Source organism: Furfurilactobacillus milii, assembly GCF_021654115.1.
In the GTDB taxonomy this organism is placed as follows: domain Bacteria; phylum Bacillota; class Bacilli; order Lactobacillales; family Lactobacillaceae; genus Furfurilactobacillus; species Furfurilactobacillus milii.
This window is the reverse complement of the sequence record NZ_JAIWJF010000002.1, coordinates 158,581-175,876: the sequence shown is the minus strand read 5'-3', so window position 1 is coordinate 175,876 and position 17,296 is coordinate 158,581. Positions and strand designations below refer to the sequence as shown.

Here is a 17,296-nt window from a genome sequence, read left to right as displayed (position 1 = left end):
GTGTCCACCCCTAACTTGCTTTAATTGTTCGATCCCGTTCTCCATAAATGACGTCTAAACAAAATGCGCAAGAGTCATTTTCTTCTCTCCGTTGACCATAAAACTCACGGCAAACGTGAAAACCGGTCTCGTACAACCGTTCTAAATTCTGTAGTGATTTAGACAATCGTTGCTGTGCTTCAGTCGTATCTGTATCAGTACCGAGCAATTCACGTAAATGCTGGTTTTCGACGGTTAATTCAGCATTCTCTTCTGACAATGCCGTAACCTGCTTTTTTAATGCGGCCAACTGATCCAAAATTCCTGTCGTCTGATCTTGCAAGTGCTCAAAATCGTCGAGCATTGTTTGTCGTTTATCCACGATTACACCTCCATCAGTGTCATCATTGCATCGTTTCAAAACTGGCAATCATCATTTAGAAAGAACGTTAAATGCCTTCAACGTCAATGATTCGGCCACATTTTGAAAACTAACGTTGCGTTCGAGCAACTGCTTTGATTGTAACCCTAAATCTGTAACGTCGACGAGTTGCTTTTTAGAATAACGCGTCGTTAATTCCTGTAAATCCTTGCGATGACTCGGAAAACTCATGACAAATTTTTCATGATCAATATTTTCTAATAGCATGTCACGAAAGCCAGCCAAAATAATGTCCAAGACAATCCGCTGATGTGGACGATCCTTTGCCAAGGGTACAAGTGTCGTTCCCACCGTGACAAACGCACTCATGTCAGGCTTCAGTAGCTGACTCTCCCACTGCCACACAGCAGCTGCGGTTTGACCCAGCCAGTCATCGACTAACCACTCAGCCGCTTGATCAGGACTATTAGTCAGCCGGCTGGTCAATGCTAACAGGTGCTTTCCTACGCCGGCTGATTCAAGCTGGGACTGAAGTTCATTGACTGCTAATGGTTGCATCTCCATTTCCTGAGTCCGTGAAATGACAGTCGGTAAAAGCAAATTGGGATTGGTCGTTAGCAACAAGGCCGTGATATTACCGCTGGGCTCTTCAAGAAACTTTAGCAAACTGTTGGCTGCACTGGCAGTCATCGTTTCAGCTCCGGCAATAATGAAGACTTTTTTATTGCCTTCCATCCCACTTTTGGAAAACTCAGATTTCAGCAAACGAACTTGGTCAACTTTAATTGAGTTTCCTTCTGGTTCAACAATCAATACATCCGGATGCTCGCGTTGACTAATTCGTTGGCATTCCTCACATTTTCCACAAGGCTGACCATCTTGCAGGTTAATACAAAAAAGGCGCATCGCAATCCACATTGCGAGCTCCTCCTTGCCACTGCCGTTTGGTCCGGCAAATAAGTACGCATGGGCCAGTTCATTTTTTTTAATTACATTTTTAAAATGCTGAACCAGCACAGGTTGGCGCTGTTCAGCAATCGTTAAAACATCATTATTTGTTGGCATATTTCCTCGTTAGCAGTGCGGTTAACGACTAAAACTGTTGAAATGCCTCAACTGGCAGTACAAAACAAGTTGCCCCACCAACTGTGACCTCAACTGGATATGAAGCAGTCTGGTCCATTGAAACATCCATATTAACTGGCGGTGTCATGAATTGATCCCGAGTGTGTGATGTCTCCTTAATGAGATCCATAACTTCTTGAACGCGATCATCTTCGATTCCGATCAAGAACGTGGTATTACCTGAACGTAAGAAACCACCCGTCGTTGACAACTTTGTGGCTCTAATATTTTGTTCGATAAACTGATTACTCAGTCGATTACTATCCTTGTCTTGAACAATAGCAATAATCATTTTCATATGCGTAATTCCTCCTGTGAAAAAGCTCGCGACCGCGATAACGGGGCTCCGTACAATTAAAACAAATTCGGGAACCGTTGAGCAATCACCTGTTTCGTGTCGGTAATCACTTTTTCCAGCGGTTGGTTCGCGTCAATTAGTGTAATGCGTTGCGGTTCGTCTTGCAACAATTTAAGGTAAGCGTGCCGTACACGACGATGAAATGACAGTTCTTCATTATCCAAACGATTGATTTCATCTGACCGATATTCATGAATTCGTGTTAATCCTACCTCCGATGGTACATCAAAGTAGATTGTTAGGTCTGGTGTAAGTCCTTTCGTAGCAAAAAGATTCATTTCTGCTACGGCAGCCTCTCCAATTTCACGGCCAGCGCCTTGATACGCAATCGAACTATCAACGTACCGATCAGAGAACACAACCTTACCCGCGTCTAAAGCTGGCAAAACCGTTTGGACCAAATGCTGGCGTCGCGCTGCTGCAAACAGTAAAGCTTCAGTCCGCGCATCCATCTCCGTGTTGGCTTTATCCATGATAATCGCACGAATTGCTTCTGAAATCTTATTACCACCCGGCTCACGGGTTGTCAGTAATTTCTCCCCTAGTTGCAATGAATAATCATCGATCAGCGCATTCAGAACACTGGTTTTTCCTGCCCCATCGGGCCCCTCAAAAGTTATAAATGCGCCTGTTTTCACTATTCCAAACTCCCTTATCGTCAATACGTTCATTGTACTTTAGAATAGGGGTCGCTGTCTAACGTAATTACACGGCAGCTGGCAATTCCAATTTGGTTCCGACTGTTAAATGACTTTGGCGCGCGCGATGGTTGACCTTCGCCAATGAATCTATTGGCAACTGTAAGGCCTTCTCAATCCGATGTAGTGTATCTCCTGGTTGCACGGTATAATCCTTCATTTGTGGTAACCACAGCCATTGGCCTGGATAGATCCACCACCGAATCGGTGTTTGACTCACTTGGCTGATTTGGCCCATTGAAATACCACTGGCCCTACTGATTCGCCACCAGCTGTCACCCGGTTGAATCACGTAGCGCCGCAAAGTATCTTGTTGCTGCGGTTGATTAGCGCTGTCCGACATTTCAGCTGAGTTAGGTGCCGCCGCTGTTGGGTGTTGATCAATGTCTGATTTCCCCTGATCCCATCGGGTTAAATTATTAGCCCGAATGATTTGCATTAGTTCATCCGCATAAGCAGGATCAGTAGCATAACCATCGCTTTGCAATTTCTGTGCAGCCAGCCATGCATCTCGCTCACCTAAAACATTGTGATACCGACTATTCACGCTCAAAAATTGACCGTGATCTGCAATGCTTTCAATAAATGACGGATAAGCTCGAAAATTTGCCCACACAGACAGCGAATACCCGTTGACAACCTCGCGCGTTGGCATGCGAACCGTTGCCCCATCAATATTAGCTCCTTTAATGCCAAACAGATTATGAGCATTAGTGGCCAGTTGTGACGTCCCCCAGCCGCTTTCCAAAATAGCTTGTGCACCAGTCACCGAGGGTAAAATTCCATAATGAGCCCAATTCTGTTGGGCACCTGACTCAACTTGCATTAAAAAATCTGTTTTACTCATTGCCTTGCCAGTTTCGCATAACCCCAATATGAAGCCAATTACCGATATTACTATTGCTAAACGTTTCATTCGAAACTCCTCCGTCTTTTGTGATCTACCCATTACATACGCAAAAGATCAGAGAAATTAACGCCATCAAAAAAACGTTTGCCAGAGTTCAATGCACAATTCTCCAGCAAACGTTTTTCAATTATTGTGTCTAAATCTTGATCGTAATTAATTATCAATCACTGAGGCCTGCAATCTGCCCCGAACTTTTCGTTCTCGTGCCTCACGGAATAACAGCATATATTTTTGTCGAGCCAACGCAGTTTGTGCCGAAAGTTCACGGCCGTTACCTTCATCTACGACCGCCGTTTGAGTCTCAACAGCTCGGTCCCAGCTACGCTTTGCTCGATCAATATCATCCAATAATGCTTCATTATATTGCCCACGCAAGCGCGGACGACGACTAAATAACATTTTGACCTCCCACATCGCTCACGCTGATACAATTTCCATTCATATGAGAGTACCAGCGTCTATCGTTTACATTTCAGTCCGGCCCTCAACAGCTTTAAGTAAGGTCACTTCATCAGCGTAATCAATGTCAGAACCTACTGACAGACCATGAGCTAACCGAGTCACCTTGATGCCCGCTGGCTTAATCAACCGTGATAGGTACATAGCGGTAGCTTCCCCTTCAGGCGTGGCATTTGTTGCCACAATGACTTCCTTCACTTCGTCATGTTCCTGAAGCCGTTTGACCAAGCTAGTGATGTTAATATCTTCAGGACCCTTACCTTCAATTGGGGACAAAACGCCGTGCAAAACATGGTATAAGCCATGGTATTCACGCATTGATTCCATCGACATAATATCTTTGGGCTCTTCGACCACTAGAATCGTACTTTGATCACGCGATTTATCGGAACAAATCGCGCATGGATCTTCTTCAGTGATATTGCCACAGATTGAACAGAAGTGTAGGTCCCGTTTAGCCGAAATCAATGATTTAGCAAAACCAGTCACATCATCGCCATCCATATCAATTGTATAAAAGGCTAGCCGTGTGGCGGTTTTTGCACCAATACCCGGTAACTTCATGTAACTTTCAATTAATTGCGCAATTGGTTCTGGATAATCCATTGTCTACCTCGTTTGTGCTTACATCCCCAGCCCACGGCTGTATTTACCCATGGTACTGTCCGTTGCCGTGTCAATTTGTGTCATTGCGTCATTAACGGCTGCCAAAACCATGTCAGCCAACATGTCAGGGTCATCTGGATCAATCGCATCAGGATTAACGACCAAATCAGTCATCTTGTGATCTCCTGTAAATGTGGCTTTCACCATATCATCTGGTGCAGAACCAGTGAAAGTTTGTGCTTCCAGTTTTTCTTGATCTGCTTTCATCTGCTTTTGCATCTTTTGTGCCTGACGCATAATATTTTGCATGTTGCCACCCATCATAATCTTCATTCCTCCAAAAATAAGTTATTCATAATTGGTCATCAACTGACCGTTTAATCGTTTTTGATAGTCACGTTATCAGCGCCAAACAACTGTTGCGCTTTTGTTACCAATTCATTCTCCGGCTCACTGATACCAGCGTCTTCCGATGGCGAATCAAGTGGTGCTGACGCCGGCTCATCTGAAACCGGCGATTGCTGCCGATCAGTAGTAGGCCCAGCTGGGGCCGCTCCACCCGTTAATTCTTCTTTATGATCCGTCAAAAAGTCCTTACGAATCTGCGGCCACTGATCCTCTGGAACAAACCAAACATCCGTTGTATCGCCAGTCAATCGATTAAGATTGCTCTCCAATGCTGTTCGCAAACCATCATCGGTAGCTGCCTTATCGAAGAAAAAGGCATAACTAAATGAAACAATTACACCCTCATTACTAGCAGCAACAGGCTTTGAAACATGCATCATCGCTTTTTGTGTCACGGGCAACGTATCCAATAAATCGTCCCATACGTCACGCATCGCATCTAAATCATGCTTTGTGGCGGCTCGTAACACTGGATAAATTTTCGCCAAGTTAACGTTTGCACTCGCATGGCTAGCAGTAGCAGTCGCCGTTTTGGCCCGTGCCGGCTTTCCTGTCTGCGTGCCCGTGGTTGATGCTGGTTGATTCGTTGGCGCTGGCGTCGCGCTAGTTGTCGAGGCCGTTTGAGTACCTTGAACACTATGAGACGAAGGTTCTACAGTAGGTGCTGGCTGTTGCGGTTGGGCCGTCGTTGCGCTTAAGCGGCTGACCGTTTGCTTCAACTGTTGAATTTGCGTCTCTAATTCAGCGACTTCAGCTGCATTAGAAGCGCTTCCTGATGTGGGGGCTTTAGTTGTGCCCACATTCGGATATATCTGTGCTAGCTTAACCGTCAACACTTCTAAATAGACATCGGGATGCGTTGTGAATCGCAACTGCGCAGCTACCTCATTTAAAGCGTTGATCATTTGGTAAAAAACGTCAGGATCTGTATTCTTACTCAATTGTTGAAAGACGTCACCGGTAGTATCACTGCCGGTTACCATATCAGGCGCTTCTTTATAAAGAAGTAGGTCACGAACGTAGCTGATTACGTCCTCTACAAATCGACCAGCATCTTTACCATCGTCCAGGACCTTTTGGAGGGCAGCTAATCCGGCCGTCGTTTCGTGAGCAACCACCTGTTTGACATAGTCTGCCAATAAGCTTTCCGTCACACTACCCGTGACTAACAAAGCATTGTCGAGCGTCACTTCATTATCGCCAAACGAAATCGTTTGATCCAAAATACTCAAAGCATCACGCATTCCGCCTTCTGCCGCATTAGCAATGACCTTTAAAGCTGGTTCCTCAAAATCAACTTGCTTTTGCTTCAAGATGTAAACCATTCGGTCAAAACTTTCTTGAGCCGTAATTCGTTTGAAATCAAAACGCTGTGTCCGTGAAATAATGGTCGCCGGAATTTTATGCGGTTCCGTGGTGGCCAAAATAAAGATCACATTGGCCGGCGGTTCTTCCAAAGTCTTCAATAAAGCATTAAAGGCACCGGTTGATAGCATATGCACTTCATCAATAATGTAAATTTTATAAGTGGCCTGTGTCGGCGCATACTTGGCTTTATCACGAATGTCACGAATTTCTTCAACACCGTTGTTAGAAGCAGCATCAATTTCAATGACATCGTTTAGCTGACCGGCCGTGATTGCCTTACAAATATCACAATTATTGCACGGCTCGCCATCCTTCTGATTTGGACAATTAATAGCCTTGGCAAAAATCTTCGCCGCTGATGTCTTACCGGTCCCACGTGGTCCACAAAAAAGGTAAGCATGACTCGTCTGCTGGGTCACAATAGCATTTTTTAATGTTTGCGTAATGACGGTCTGACCAACAATTTCATCAAACCGTTGCGGCCGCCATACCCGATAAAGGGCTTGATAGCTCATGTTAAACTCCTCATATGGATGTTCCTTATCGTGCGAAGTATCCGCACTTCGTTAGCATTCCTCTAAATCAGTATAAAGGTTTTAGACCCGAAAGATAACACCAGTACTTCCAAATCTCAACTTGTATTTAAAAATAAATAAAAAGCGCTCAACCAGTTGTTAAAGCCATTGGTCAAACGCCGTTAATTTCAATAAAACATGAAGCACAAACCGTCGCGGACTTAGTGCTGCTACCTTCCGGTCCTGACACAATTCGTGAGGACGACCTTGCCTCATGGCCTTTCGGCAATTAATAATACTACGCTATTTACGTCATAAAAGCTAGTGTTTTGCTTGTCATTTTGTTCGTTGTGAACCCGGTTTTTTTGCACCACGTCCTCGACGGATTGCTCGGAAGAAATTCTGCATAAGTGCGCTGGCTTGATCTGCCATGAGTCCCTCATGAACAATAACTCGATGATTAAAACGTGGGTCTTCCAGCAATTGGTATAAAGAACGCACTGTACCAGCCTTAGGGTCTCGGGCACCAAAATAGACTTCAGGAATCCGAGCGTTGATAATGGCACCACTACACATAGGACATGGCTCGATGGTGACAAACAGCTGACAATCTTCTAGTCGCCAGGTGTTAAGTGTATGATTAGCTTCACTGATCGCCATGATCTCCGCATGCAACGTTGCATCTTGAGCATGCTCACGCAGATTATAGCCACGACCCACAATTTTCCCCTGGTGCATGACGACTGCACCGATCGGCACTTCACCAACACTGCCGGCGATCCGTGCTTGCTTCAAAGCCTCGCTCATCCCTGCTTCAGCAATGGTCGGCGTTATATTTTCGTTCATCTCAGCCATTAGCCTGATCACTCGCAATTGATTCCAAGATATAGTAGCCCTTATCTTTTTTGATGATTTCACAATTGCCAAAAATTGTCTGCATTAGTTTCTTTGCAGAAGGTGCACCTTGTTTTTTTTGCAAAACAACGGTTAAGCGACCATTAGGTAACAAATGCGTTTGGGCACCTGAAATCATGCCATCAACAACCGCTTTCCCTGCGCGAACAGGTGGGTTAGTAACAATGGCTGCATATTTATCAGTCACCTTTTCATACTGATCAGACGTGTGAATGGTTGCATTATGAATTTGATTTTGCTCTGCATTCCGTTTGGCCAGGGCTAGTGCCCGTTCATTTACGTCGACTAACTCGACGGTACGATCAGGATTGTCTAAAGCAATTGCAAGTCCAATAGGACCGTACCCACAACCCATATCTAAAATTGAACCTGACGGAATGTCATGTAGGTTTACCGCATCCAATAAAACCCGTGAACCATAGTCAACTGTGCGTTTCGAGAAGACACCGTTGTCAGTAGTAAACATCATTTCATGGCCTAATAGACGAAAATTCCACGTCGCTTCGTCGTGTACAACGTCCGGATTTGGCGTATAATAATGGTTGTTCATCATTTAAGTTAACCTCGTTTCTGATTTCATCATAATGGAATCGCGGATAAAAGTAACGAAAAAAATTCGAAATTTTATAAACTCTTTGAGGACACCATATCTTGTGGATGCATCGTATAAATGCCACAAAATATGGTATTTTTTTGTTGCATTTCAATCTCCAGCCACTATACTTAGGTCATCAGCAAAACCAGTTTTTAAGTTCAAATGTGCAGAGAGAGGAAGTGGCCATTATGGCTAAAGTTGTTGTATTTACAAAGGATAATTGCATTCAGTGCAAGATGACAAAGCGTTTTTTGAACGCACATAACGTTGATTTTGAGGAACGTAACATTAATCAGCATCCAGAACTGATCGACTACTTAAAGGGTCGCGGTTTTCAAGCAATGCCGGTTGTTGATGCAGATGGTGTCGATGCAGTGTCTGGTTTCCGTCCAGATGTGCTGGCAAAACTGGCTTAATTTCCATCATTCTATCAATGAACACGGCTCAGGCGTACGCGGAGCGTTGGCGTGCGTCTTTTCTTTTATCAAAAATCAATCAGGGAGTGACAGAAAAATGGCATTAAAGGATTTAAAGGACGTCACGTATTACGATTTGAACAATGAGATTAACATTCCCGTTAACGGGCAAATTCCGTTGAATAAGGATAAGGAAGCCCTCGCTGCCTTCTTAACAGAAAATGTTGAACCCAACACCATGAAGTTTGATTCGCTTCGCGAACGCTTTGATTACCTGCTTGATAACAATTACATTGAACGTGACTTTTTTGAAAAGTATGATTTTTCTTTTGTGGAAAAACTCTATGACTATTTAAACGCTCAGGATTTTCATTTCAAGACATTCATGGCAGCCTATAAATTTTATGCCCAGTACACACTCCGTACAAATGATAATCAACAGTATTTAGAAGGCTTTATCGATCGTGTTGCAATGAATGCACTATTCTTCGCTGATGGCGACGAACAACTAGCTATGGATCTAGCCGATGAAATCGTCCATCAACGTTACCAACCAGCCACACCTAGTTTCTTAAACGCTGGTCGAGCTCGTCGTGGTGAATTGGTATCCTGTTTTGTCCTCCAAATGACAGATGACATGAATGCCATTGGCCGTGGTATAAACTCCGCTCTGCAACTGTCACGTATTGGTGGTGGCGTCGGTATTAACCTCTCAAATTTACGTGAGGCCGGCGCGCCAATCAAAGGTATCGCCAATGCTGCATCCGGTGTTGTTCCCGTTATGAAATTACTAGAGGACTCTTTCTCCTACTCTAATCAATTGGGTCAACGTCAAGGTGCCGGTGTGGTTTACCTCTCCGTTTTCCACCCAGATATTATCGGCTTCCTTGGTGCCAAAAAAGAAGCCGCCGACGAAAAGGTACGGGTTAAAACACTTTCTCTTGGCGTAACCGTACCGGATAAATTTTACCAATTAGTGGCTGCCGATGAAGATATGTACCTCTTTTCACCGCAAAGTGTTGAAAAGGAATACGGCAAACCATTTTCATATGTTGACATCACTAAAGAGTATGACAATTTAGTCACCAACCCCAACATCGCCAAAAAGAAAATTCGTGCACGAACGCTAGAAACTGAAATCAGCAAGCTTCAACAAGAATCCGGTTACCCTTACGTCGTTAACATTGATACGGCCAACCTGCATAATCCAATTGCCGGAAAAATCATCATGAGTAACCTTTGTTCAGAGATTTTGCAAGTCATGACCCCTTCTAAAATCAATAACAAGCAAGAGTATGACGTTCTTGGCAAAGACGTTAGTTGTAACCTTGGCTCAACAAACATCGTTAACCTAATGGCCTCTCCTGATTTTGGTCACTCCGTTGAGGCAATGGTTCGTGCCCTCACTTACGTCACGGACCACAGTAATATCGATGTTGTCCCTAGTGTTCAGTACGGTAACCAACAAAGTCATGCAATCGGTTTAGGTGCCATGGGATTGCACGCCTACTTTGCAAAGAACCACATGCACTATGGTGATGAAGACTCCCTTGACTTCACGAAGGTTTACTTCATGTTGCTGAATTACTGGTCACTTAAAGCATCAAACGAAATTGCTCGTGAACGCCATGAAACGTTTGCTGGATTCGACAAATCTGACTACGCCAATGGCACCTACTTCGACAAGTACGTGACGAAGGATTGGGGTCCAAGCCGTAATAAGGTAGTTGAACAGTTTAAGGGCATTTTTATCCCCACTAAGGATGACTGGGCAGCATTGAAAGCAGATGTTATGAAAGATGGCTTGTATCACCAAAACCGGATGGCCATTGCGCCAAATGGTTCCATTTCCTACATTAATGACACAACTGCTAGTTTGAACCCCATCGTTAACCGAATTGAAGAACGTCAAGAAAAGAAGATCGGTAAGATTTACTATCCAGCACCATATTTATCCAATGACACCCTGCCATACTATCAGTCGGCTTATGACACAGACATGCGTAAAGTAATCGACATTTATGCCACCGCGCAAGAACACATTGATCAAGGAATGGCGTTAACTCTGTTTATGCGATCAACGATGCCTGAAGGCCTCTATGAATGGAAAAACGGCCGCACTGACAAGATGACCACCCGTGATCTTAACATTCTGCGTAACTATGCTTGGAAAAAGGGTTGTAAGTCTGTCTACTACGTTCGTACCTTTACCGACAACAACGGTGAAGTCGGTGCAAACGAATGTGAAAGTTGCAGTATCTAGTAAGGTGAGCGTGACCAGACCGAGGTTGAATCCGAGCAACAACAAGAGATTAGTATTGTACAAGCGGTCTTTGCTTGTACGGTACTAGTCTCAGGTTGTGCACAGGATTCAGGTCTGGGAGCGCGTTATCGCTATACAAAAGGTATGCGACAGAATTTTGAGCATATATATTTCCAAAATTCACTAATGACAAACACCCTTTCTCGTTCTACGATAATCATAATTAACTGATAGCATATAGAACCATCCGACACAGGAGGACAATATGGAAAACGGCAATTATAAAGCCATTAACTGGAATCAAGTTTCAGATGAAATTGATAAAGCAACTTGGGAGAAACTCACTGAGCAATTCTGGCTCGACACGCGGATTCCCGTTTCAAACGACATGGATGATTGGCGCACCTTGGATGACGATCACAAATGGGTGGTCGGTCACGTCTTCGGTGGTCTAACCTTGCTGGACACGCTCCAATCACAAGACGGTATGGCTGCGCTACGTCGCGACGTTCGGACGCAACATGAAACTGCCGTTTTGAACAACATTCAGTTTATGGAATCTGTTCATGCCAAAAGTTATTCAACCATTTTTGAAACATTGAACACGCCCGATGAAATCGACGAGATTTTCGACTGGAGCGATTCTGAAGATCTACTGCAGAATAAGGCTAAACGGATTTATACGTTGTACCACGACGATGAGAACCCACTCAAAAAGAAGATCTCCAGTGTTTTCCTAGAAACCTTCCTGTTTTACTCTGGTTTTTACACACCACTTTATTACTTGGGTCATAACAAACTAAACAACGTTGCCGAAATCATCAAACTGATTTTGCGTGATGAATCTGTCCACGGTACTTACATTGGCTACAAGTTCCAACTAGGAATGAAAGAATTAACAGAAAACGAACAGCAGTCCTTAAAGGATTGGATGTATGACTTTCTTTATTATCTTTATGACAATGAAGAAAAATATACGCACCTCGTTTACGACCGTGTCGGCTGGTCGGACGATGTTTTGAAGTTCATTCGCTACAACGCCAACAAAGCACTGATGAACTTGGGTCAAGAACCCCTCTTCCCAGATACTGCTGAGGACGTTAATCCAGTCGTTATGAACGGAATTTCAACATCCACTTCTAACCACGACTTCTTTAGCCAGGTCGGAAATGGTTACCTACTAGGAAACGTAGAAGCCATGAACGACTCGGACTATGATATTGGTGGTAAGAAGAAAAATTAGTCGTTTATAGTAAAAGATGCAGTGAAATAAAAACCATCCTAATTTAAAGGATGGTTTTTATTTTTGATTACAGTACAATCAAACTTAATCGGAGATCCCAATTCGCTAATTACGCTATTAAACTGCAAATGAGTCATCATTTACCTTATGGTATACTGAACGCAAGTTAGTATTATGAAACATCGCTTAATTTGGAGATCGTAATTATGACAAAAATCAATTCACTTTGTGTCTTTTGTGGTTCATTACCAGGAAATCACCCTGAATATTCAGTGCAAGCTGCACTGCTAGGTGGCTATTTGGCCGACCATCATATTCGCCTAATTTACGGTGGCTCTTCTGATGGTTTAATGGGCACGGTGGCAAATGCAACAATCGATGCTGGTGGTCAAGTAACTGGCATTATGCCTCGCTTCCTCAAGCGGATCAGCACTGAAAGTAACAACTTAACGGATCTAGTAGAGGTCAGTACCATGGACGAACGTAAAGAAAAAATGCTCGCTATGTCTGATGCATTTATTGTGTTGCCTGGTGGCTTTGGGACTTTCGAAGAATTAGGCACAATGTTGTCTTGGAGCAAAATTGACATTCACACTAAACCCATCGCCCTCTTCAACATTGACCACTTTTACGACTCTCTGTGGCAATGGTTTGTCGATGCAGCAGAATCCGAATTTTTGCCGCTTAGCGACTTAAAGTTAATGGTTAATGCTAGTTCCATTGATCAAATTTTTGACTACTTTGCAACATTTAAACATGTTACAGCGATGCCACACGCTTAAAACCACATTTTTAAAACGAACCCAAACAAAAAGGCTACTCAAGCTGACAGAAAATCCTGCCTGCTCGAGTAGCCTTTTGTATGCTATTCGTTTAAATAAAGCTTTTGCTTTAAATAATCATCATTATACAAATTTAGAGTTGAACGAAAATACCGTAACTTCATGGATTAATTTTTAGCATGAAAAATCAACAACCGTTTTTCTTTCTTGTTCGTCACTCGTTTGGCGTTCACTACCATCGTAATCTGTAACATGGTGAAAACCAGCGAATTTCGACGGCGATAAGCAATATACTTTCCATGCCAACTAGTCACGTATTTTTCTTTGTAGTTTCTAAGTCCCTGAAACCCATAAAAACGATAGCCATATTCATAAATTAAATGCGCAATTCGTTCTTCGATAAAACTGAATCGAGAGACACCCACATTTGAAAGTGGTGCCATCCCCATATTAAAGTCCTCAAAGCCAGCCTCGGCATTGTGTTGCAATAAATGGATAAACATGACGTCCATCGTTCCAGATGGTGCATTCTTGCCATATCGCATTAAGTCAATCGAGGAAATGCCTGAATGTGTGGGCATGTTCGTCGTAAAGGCGAGAATTTTGCCTTCAGCGGAACGCATCACATAAATAGACGACTGATCTAAATAGTAATCGTCAAAGAAGCCGAGCGAAAAACCACTTTCGTTTTGACCATCTAGCCACTCATCAGAAATCACTCGCAATTCGTGTAGCGTATCAGCATCAAACGGCGGTTTAAGTTCTTCAAACGTAATCCCGACTCGATCAAACTTACTCATCAGATTGCGGTCTGACTTCCGTTTTTTACCTTGCATACTAAACGAAGGCAGGTTGACGAAGCCCTCCTCACCGAATTTGAAAAAGTCATATCCTTTTTCATGAAGACTCATCGTTAAATCTTCATCGATCTCGTAAAACACGATGGAATAGCCCTCTTTGTCAGCGACGTCCATAAAATTATCAATAGCCGCATCACGATATTGTTGATCACCGACGGGCTCACCCATGACAATTAAACGATCAGCCTTCTTTTGATACATGAAGAACATCTTATCTTCACCATCAACAGTGTAAAAATAAAGGAGCTTATCACGTAAGTACGCCAAATGGCTGACTTCATTTCCGCCATAAGTGTCAATAACATGAGCAACGCGACGCTCATCGAACGGCACCTTAAAGATTGTCGACTTCCCATTATGCATATACCAGTAGACAATCGCCAATACCACCAACGCAATCGCAATCGCAATTAAACCGCTTAGCCAAACACGCTCGGTCGGAAACAACGCTGCCCTCGGCACATGATGCATCCGCTGATAATTAGGCGTGTTGTACACACCAACAATAATATACGTTACAAAAATACCAACAAAACTGATGCCGTCAAACAACATGGCACCCCATGAATACTCAAAATGCTCACGATAAAACTCTTTGTGGGACAACCATAGGGCCGCCAGCACTAAGACAAGGAAAACACTCATCTTGATAGACGGGTCCTTCCACATTGTGTTCAGCGCAGCCATAATCAACACAACTGTCGTTGGCCAAAACGCGCGTTTAACACGCGAATTAACCCCTCGCGCCAAACCGATCAGTAAGAAACCCATGATGATGTTGATGGCCTGGTTAGCAAAATAAACAACGTATCCATACAAAGCGCCATAGACTTTGTTGTATTCCTGCAAGTGTGGAAAAGTTGAAACGAGGATAATCATGACACCAGAAAACCACAAGAAAACAGTTAAAAATACGTGCGCAATGCGTTGGAATAACTGCATCGGCAGGCCTTCAAAGGCGTGGTTAATCTTGCTGCCAGTATCTTGAATGAAGAACAAAACACCTACTAAGAATGGCAAAATGTAATAAAAGATTCGGTAGAACAATAGCCAAACTAGTGCATCGGCTTTACCTACACCAATAAAGCCAAGCCCCGTTAACATAAATGTGTCAAACGATCCCAAGCCACCGGGAATCATGGAAACAACCCCAGCAACTGAGGCAACGGCAAACATTGGTAAAACAGCTGCAAAATCAACTTTAACGCCCATTAATGCCCCAATAAAAATAAAGAACAAGGCACAAAACAACCATTCAAAACTGGAACCGGCCATTAATGAGAGTTGACGTTTAAGTGTTAAGTCATTAAAAAACTCTGAATCCGTGAAGTGGGTAACTAACATCACGGTCGGAAAGTATAGCGCGCCGCCAACCATCCAAATCCAATAACGAGCGAACACGCCGCCAGTATGCAATACAAAAATTTGAAAAAGCGCAATCCAACAAAGCAAAGATAGGCCAGTGACAAGGAACAATGCAATTTTTGAAATTGCAAACAGAATCTGTTTGCGAGTTGCGCCCTTGCTATAGAAATTTGCTCGCAAACTTGCCCCGAGTAAGCCACCAAATCCAGCAATATTAGTGAACGTATTGACCGTCCATCCTGAACGAATAACATACCCTTTTTTAAACTTGCCAGGTAAAAATTTAACAATATTAAAATCGTAATTCAACATTGGAGTAACCGCAATAAAGCCTACGACTAACATCAGTAACAAACTAGTTGGCGTTTGCTGCGAAAATGTTTCTGCCACTTCTTGCCCACTAATTTGTTGGATGTCTCGTCCCACTTCATGAATCACATACAGCAGCACTGAGAACACAAACAGCAATCTTAGCAGCGTCATGTGGCGATTAATTGCCGCCCACATTTTTCGTAAAGTTTTCATGCCTTACTCCCCTCAAAAATAATCTTCTCTAGTTTACCATGCCAAACAGTCAGTAACGGTGGATTTAGACTTTTTTAAGAGTAGTTTGATGCTCACAAGTCAATTTACCCAGCATCACTAAAACATTTCCTTACCATATTTAACCATTCAATAAAAGTATTGTCTTCATTAGGTAATTTATATAATATAAACAAATCAATAACTTTCAGGAGGAATTATGCAAATATTCTTAACACTCGTTATAGCAGGCGCTTTCGGTTACGGGACCTACCGACTCTATCGTAAGCAAAACCTCAAACAATTAGTGAGATGGCCACTTATTTTATTGACCGGTTTCTTATCACTGATATTTTTAATGAGCGCATTTACCGGAAATTCTACAAAGTCGACCACTAACAATGCGTCAACGAGGAGCAGCGTTCATGCTCATATCAAGCGTCACAAAACTCACAAAAAAGAAGCTCATAAGTCTTCAAGCAGTTCAGATGAATCATCATCCATAAGTGAATCTCAAAGCATCGCAGATAGCGAGTCTCAGAGCACCTCAGAAAGCGAATCAATTTCTGAAAGTCAAAGTAACTCGATATCCGAAAGCCAGAGCAATTCCATATCTGAAAGTCAGTCCGTTTCTGCCAGCGAAAGTAGTTCTGTCAGTGTAAGCCAATCCATCACAAGTTCTGTAGCAGCGTCGATCAGTGCTTCGCAAGTAGCAGAACAATCGAGGTCAGCTGTTAAAGCTGCTGCTGATGCTCAAAGTTCTCAGCAAACATCTACTGTAGACTCTACTGAAGGACCTGTTATTGGTGACTCGCGTAGCCACATTTACCATTTGCCCGGACAAAGAACTTATCACATCAGTCCTGCTAACGCAGTTACCTTTAACTCAGAACAAGATGCTATAAATGCCGGTTATTGAAAGTCACTAAGATAGCATCTATGCTAAAGATTTTGCGGAAGGATTGAACACTTAAGTATTTTCAAATCTTCTACTGTATCTTAGAAAAGCTATCGTTTAAAGTCGCTCATAACCTTAGACAAAAAAAGCACTGATCCCAGGGATCAGTGCTTTTTATTCAATGCATTTAATTACTTAACAGTAACTGATGCACCGGCATCTTCAAGCTTAGCCTTCAAGTCGTTGGCGTCGTCTTCTGACAAGCCTTCCTTGACGTTCTTAGGAGCTGCGTCAACTAAGTCCTTAGCATCCTTCAAACCTAAGCCAGTAGCTTCACGAACGGCCTTGATGACCTTGATCTTTGATTGACCAGCTGAGGTCAATTCAACATCAAATTCAGTCTTGGCTGCGGCGTCACCACCAGCAGCACCGGCAGCAGCAACTGGAGCAGCTGCACTAACACCGAATTCGTCTTCGATTGCTTTAACCAAGTCGTTTAATTCAACGATGGTTGCGTCTTTTAATTGATCAACAATGCTTTGAGTATCTAAAGCCATGATTGTTTTCCTCCAAATATTGGTTTTGCTGGTATTCCAGCGAATTAGTTTTACGAGTTAAGCTACATCTAA

The 17,296-nt window shown here is 43.2% G+C and carries 18 protein-coding genes and 1 other RNA gene; 5 read left to right on the top strand and 14 right to left on the bottom strand.

Translation table 11 applies throughout. The annotated features are described in order from the left end of the window. Positions 1–10: 10 nt before the first annotated feature. From LDK34_RS03240 to LDK34_RS03185, 12 genes are all read right to left on the bottom strand, one after another. Entirely contained in the window at positions 11–361 is a 351-nt protein-coding gene (locus LDK34_RS03240) for a DNA replication initiation control protein YabA (RefSeq protein ID WP_017262130.1), read from the bottom strand. Positions 362–412: 51 nt separating this feature from the next. Continuing rightward, positions 413–1,426, bottom strand: coding sequence for a DNA polymerase III subunit delta' (gene holB / locus LDK34_RS03235; RefSeq protein ID WP_178942939.1), 1,014 nt, complete (start codon positions 1,424–1,426; stop codon positions 413–415). A gap of 28 nt (positions 1,427–1,454) precedes the next feature. Beyond that, entirely contained in the window at positions 1,455–1,784 is a 330-nt protein-coding gene (locus LDK34_RS03230) for a cyclic di-AMP receptor DarA (protein ID WP_017262128.1), read from the bottom strand. 56 nt (positions 1,785–1,840) lie between these two features. Then, a complete protein-coding gene (tmk, locus tag LDK34_RS03225; protein ID WP_161001744.1) occupies positions 1,841–2,515 on the bottom strand; it encodes a dTMP kinase in 675 nt (224 codons plus the stop codon). A gap of 34 nt (positions 2,516–2,549) precedes the next feature. Then, a complete protein-coding gene (locus LDK34_RS03220) occupies positions 2,550–3,458 on the bottom strand; it encodes a glucosaminidase domain-containing protein (RefSeq protein ID WP_178942940.1) in 909 nt (302 codons plus the stop codon). Between the two features lie 147 nt (positions 3,459–3,605). After that, positions 3,606–3,851, bottom strand: a complete 246-nt coding sequence (locus LDK34_RS03215; protein WP_161001746.1) for a YaaL family protein — start codon at positions 3,849–3,851, stop codon at positions 3,606–3,608. Positions 3,852–3,917: 66 nt separating this feature from the next. Continuing rightward, positions 3,918–4,517 (bottom strand): recombination mediator RecR, encoded by a 600-nt coding sequence (recR, locus tag LDK34_RS03210; RefSeq protein ID WP_017262124.1) that lies wholly within the window; start codon positions 4,515–4,517, stop codon positions 3,918–3,920. Positions 4,518–4,535: 18 nt separating this feature from the next. Further along, positions 4,536–4,841 (bottom strand): YbaB/EbfC family nucleoid-associated protein, encoded by a 306-nt coding sequence (locus LDK34_RS03205; RefSeq protein ID WP_017262123.1) that lies wholly within the window; start codon positions 4,839–4,841, stop codon positions 4,536–4,538. Positions 4,842–4,894: 53 nt separating this feature from the next. After that, entirely contained in the window at positions 4,895–6,808 is a 1,914-nt protein-coding gene (gene dnaX, locus LDK34_RS03200; RefSeq protein WP_178942941.1) for a DNA polymerase III subunit gamma/tau, read from the bottom strand. A 187-nt stretch (positions 6,809–6,995) separates the two neighbouring features. Then, positions 6,996–7,092: signal recognition particle sRNA small type (ffs, locus tag LDK34_RS03195), an RNA gene on the bottom strand. Positions 7,093–7,144: 52 nt separating this feature from the next. Continuing rightward, positions 7,145–7,663 carry a nucleoside deaminase gene (locus LDK34_RS03190; protein WP_178914508.1) on the bottom strand — a complete coding sequence of 173 codons (519 nt, stop codon included), beginning with the start codon at positions 7,661–7,663 and terminating at the stop codon, positions 7,145–7,147. Further along, the gene (locus LDK34_RS03185; RefSeq protein ID WP_178943488.1) at positions 7,656–8,273 is read right to left on the bottom strand and encodes a class I SAM-dependent methyltransferase; all 618 of its coding nucleotides are present in this window, start codon (positions 8,271–8,273) and stop codon (positions 7,656–7,658) included. The genes LDK34_RS03190 and LDK34_RS03185 overlap by 8 nt, the downstream gene beginning before the upstream one ends. A gap of 233 nt (positions 8,274–8,506) precedes the next feature. On the opposite strand from LDK34_RS03185, the gene nrdH reads away from it, so the two are divergent. From nrdH to LDK34_RS03165, 4 genes are all read left to right on the top strand, one after another. Continuing rightward, complete coding sequence (gene nrdH, locus LDK34_RS03180; RefSeq protein WP_161001749.1) at positions 8,507–8,734, top strand: glutaredoxin-like protein NrdH; 228 nt, start codon at positions 8,507–8,509, stop codon at positions 8,732–8,734. A 97-nt stretch (positions 8,735–8,831) separates the two neighbouring features. Continuing rightward, on the top strand, positions 8,832–10,997 hold the full coding sequence (gene nrdE / locus LDK34_RS03175) for a class 1b ribonucleoside-diphosphate reductase subunit alpha (protein WP_178942942.1): 2,166 nt from the start codon (positions 8,832–8,834) through the stop codon (positions 10,995–10,997). A 265-nt stretch (positions 10,998–11,262) separates the two neighbouring features. After that, entirely contained in the window at positions 11,263–12,240 is a 978-nt protein-coding gene (nrdF, locus tag LDK34_RS03170; RefSeq protein WP_017262117.1) for a class 1b ribonucleoside-diphosphate reductase subunit beta, read from the top strand. Between the two features lie 206 nt (positions 12,241–12,446). Beyond that, the gene (locus LDK34_RS03165) at positions 12,447–13,022 is read left to right on the top strand and encodes an LOG family protein (protein WP_161001751.1); all 576 of its coding nucleotides are present in this window, start codon (positions 12,447–12,449) and stop codon (positions 13,020–13,022) included. Between the two features lie 167 nt (positions 13,023–13,189). Here LDK34_RS03165 and mprF read toward each other — a convergent pair whose 3' ends face one another. Beyond that, positions 13,190–15,772, bottom strand: coding sequence for a bifunctional lysylphosphatidylglycerol flippase/synthetase MprF (gene mprF / locus LDK34_RS03160; RefSeq protein WP_178942943.1), 2,583 nt, complete (start codon positions 15,770–15,772; stop codon positions 13,190–13,192). A 217-nt stretch (positions 15,773–15,989) separates the two neighbouring features. Here mprF and LDK34_RS03155 point away from each other — a divergent pair, with 217 nt between their 5' ends. After that, positions 15,990–16,688 (top strand): sunset domain-containing protein, encoded by a 699-nt coding sequence (locus LDK34_RS03155; RefSeq protein ID WP_236941473.1) that lies wholly within the window; start codon positions 15,990–15,992, stop codon positions 16,686–16,688. A gap of 170 nt (positions 16,689–16,858) precedes the next feature. On the opposite strand, the gene rplL is transcribed toward LDK34_RS03155, so the two are convergent. Beyond that, a complete protein-coding gene (gene rplL / locus LDK34_RS03150) occupies positions 16,859–17,224 on the bottom strand; it encodes a 50S ribosomal protein L7/L12 (RefSeq protein WP_017262113.1) in 366 nt (121 codons plus the stop codon). Positions 17,225–17,296 lie beyond the last annotated feature (72 nt).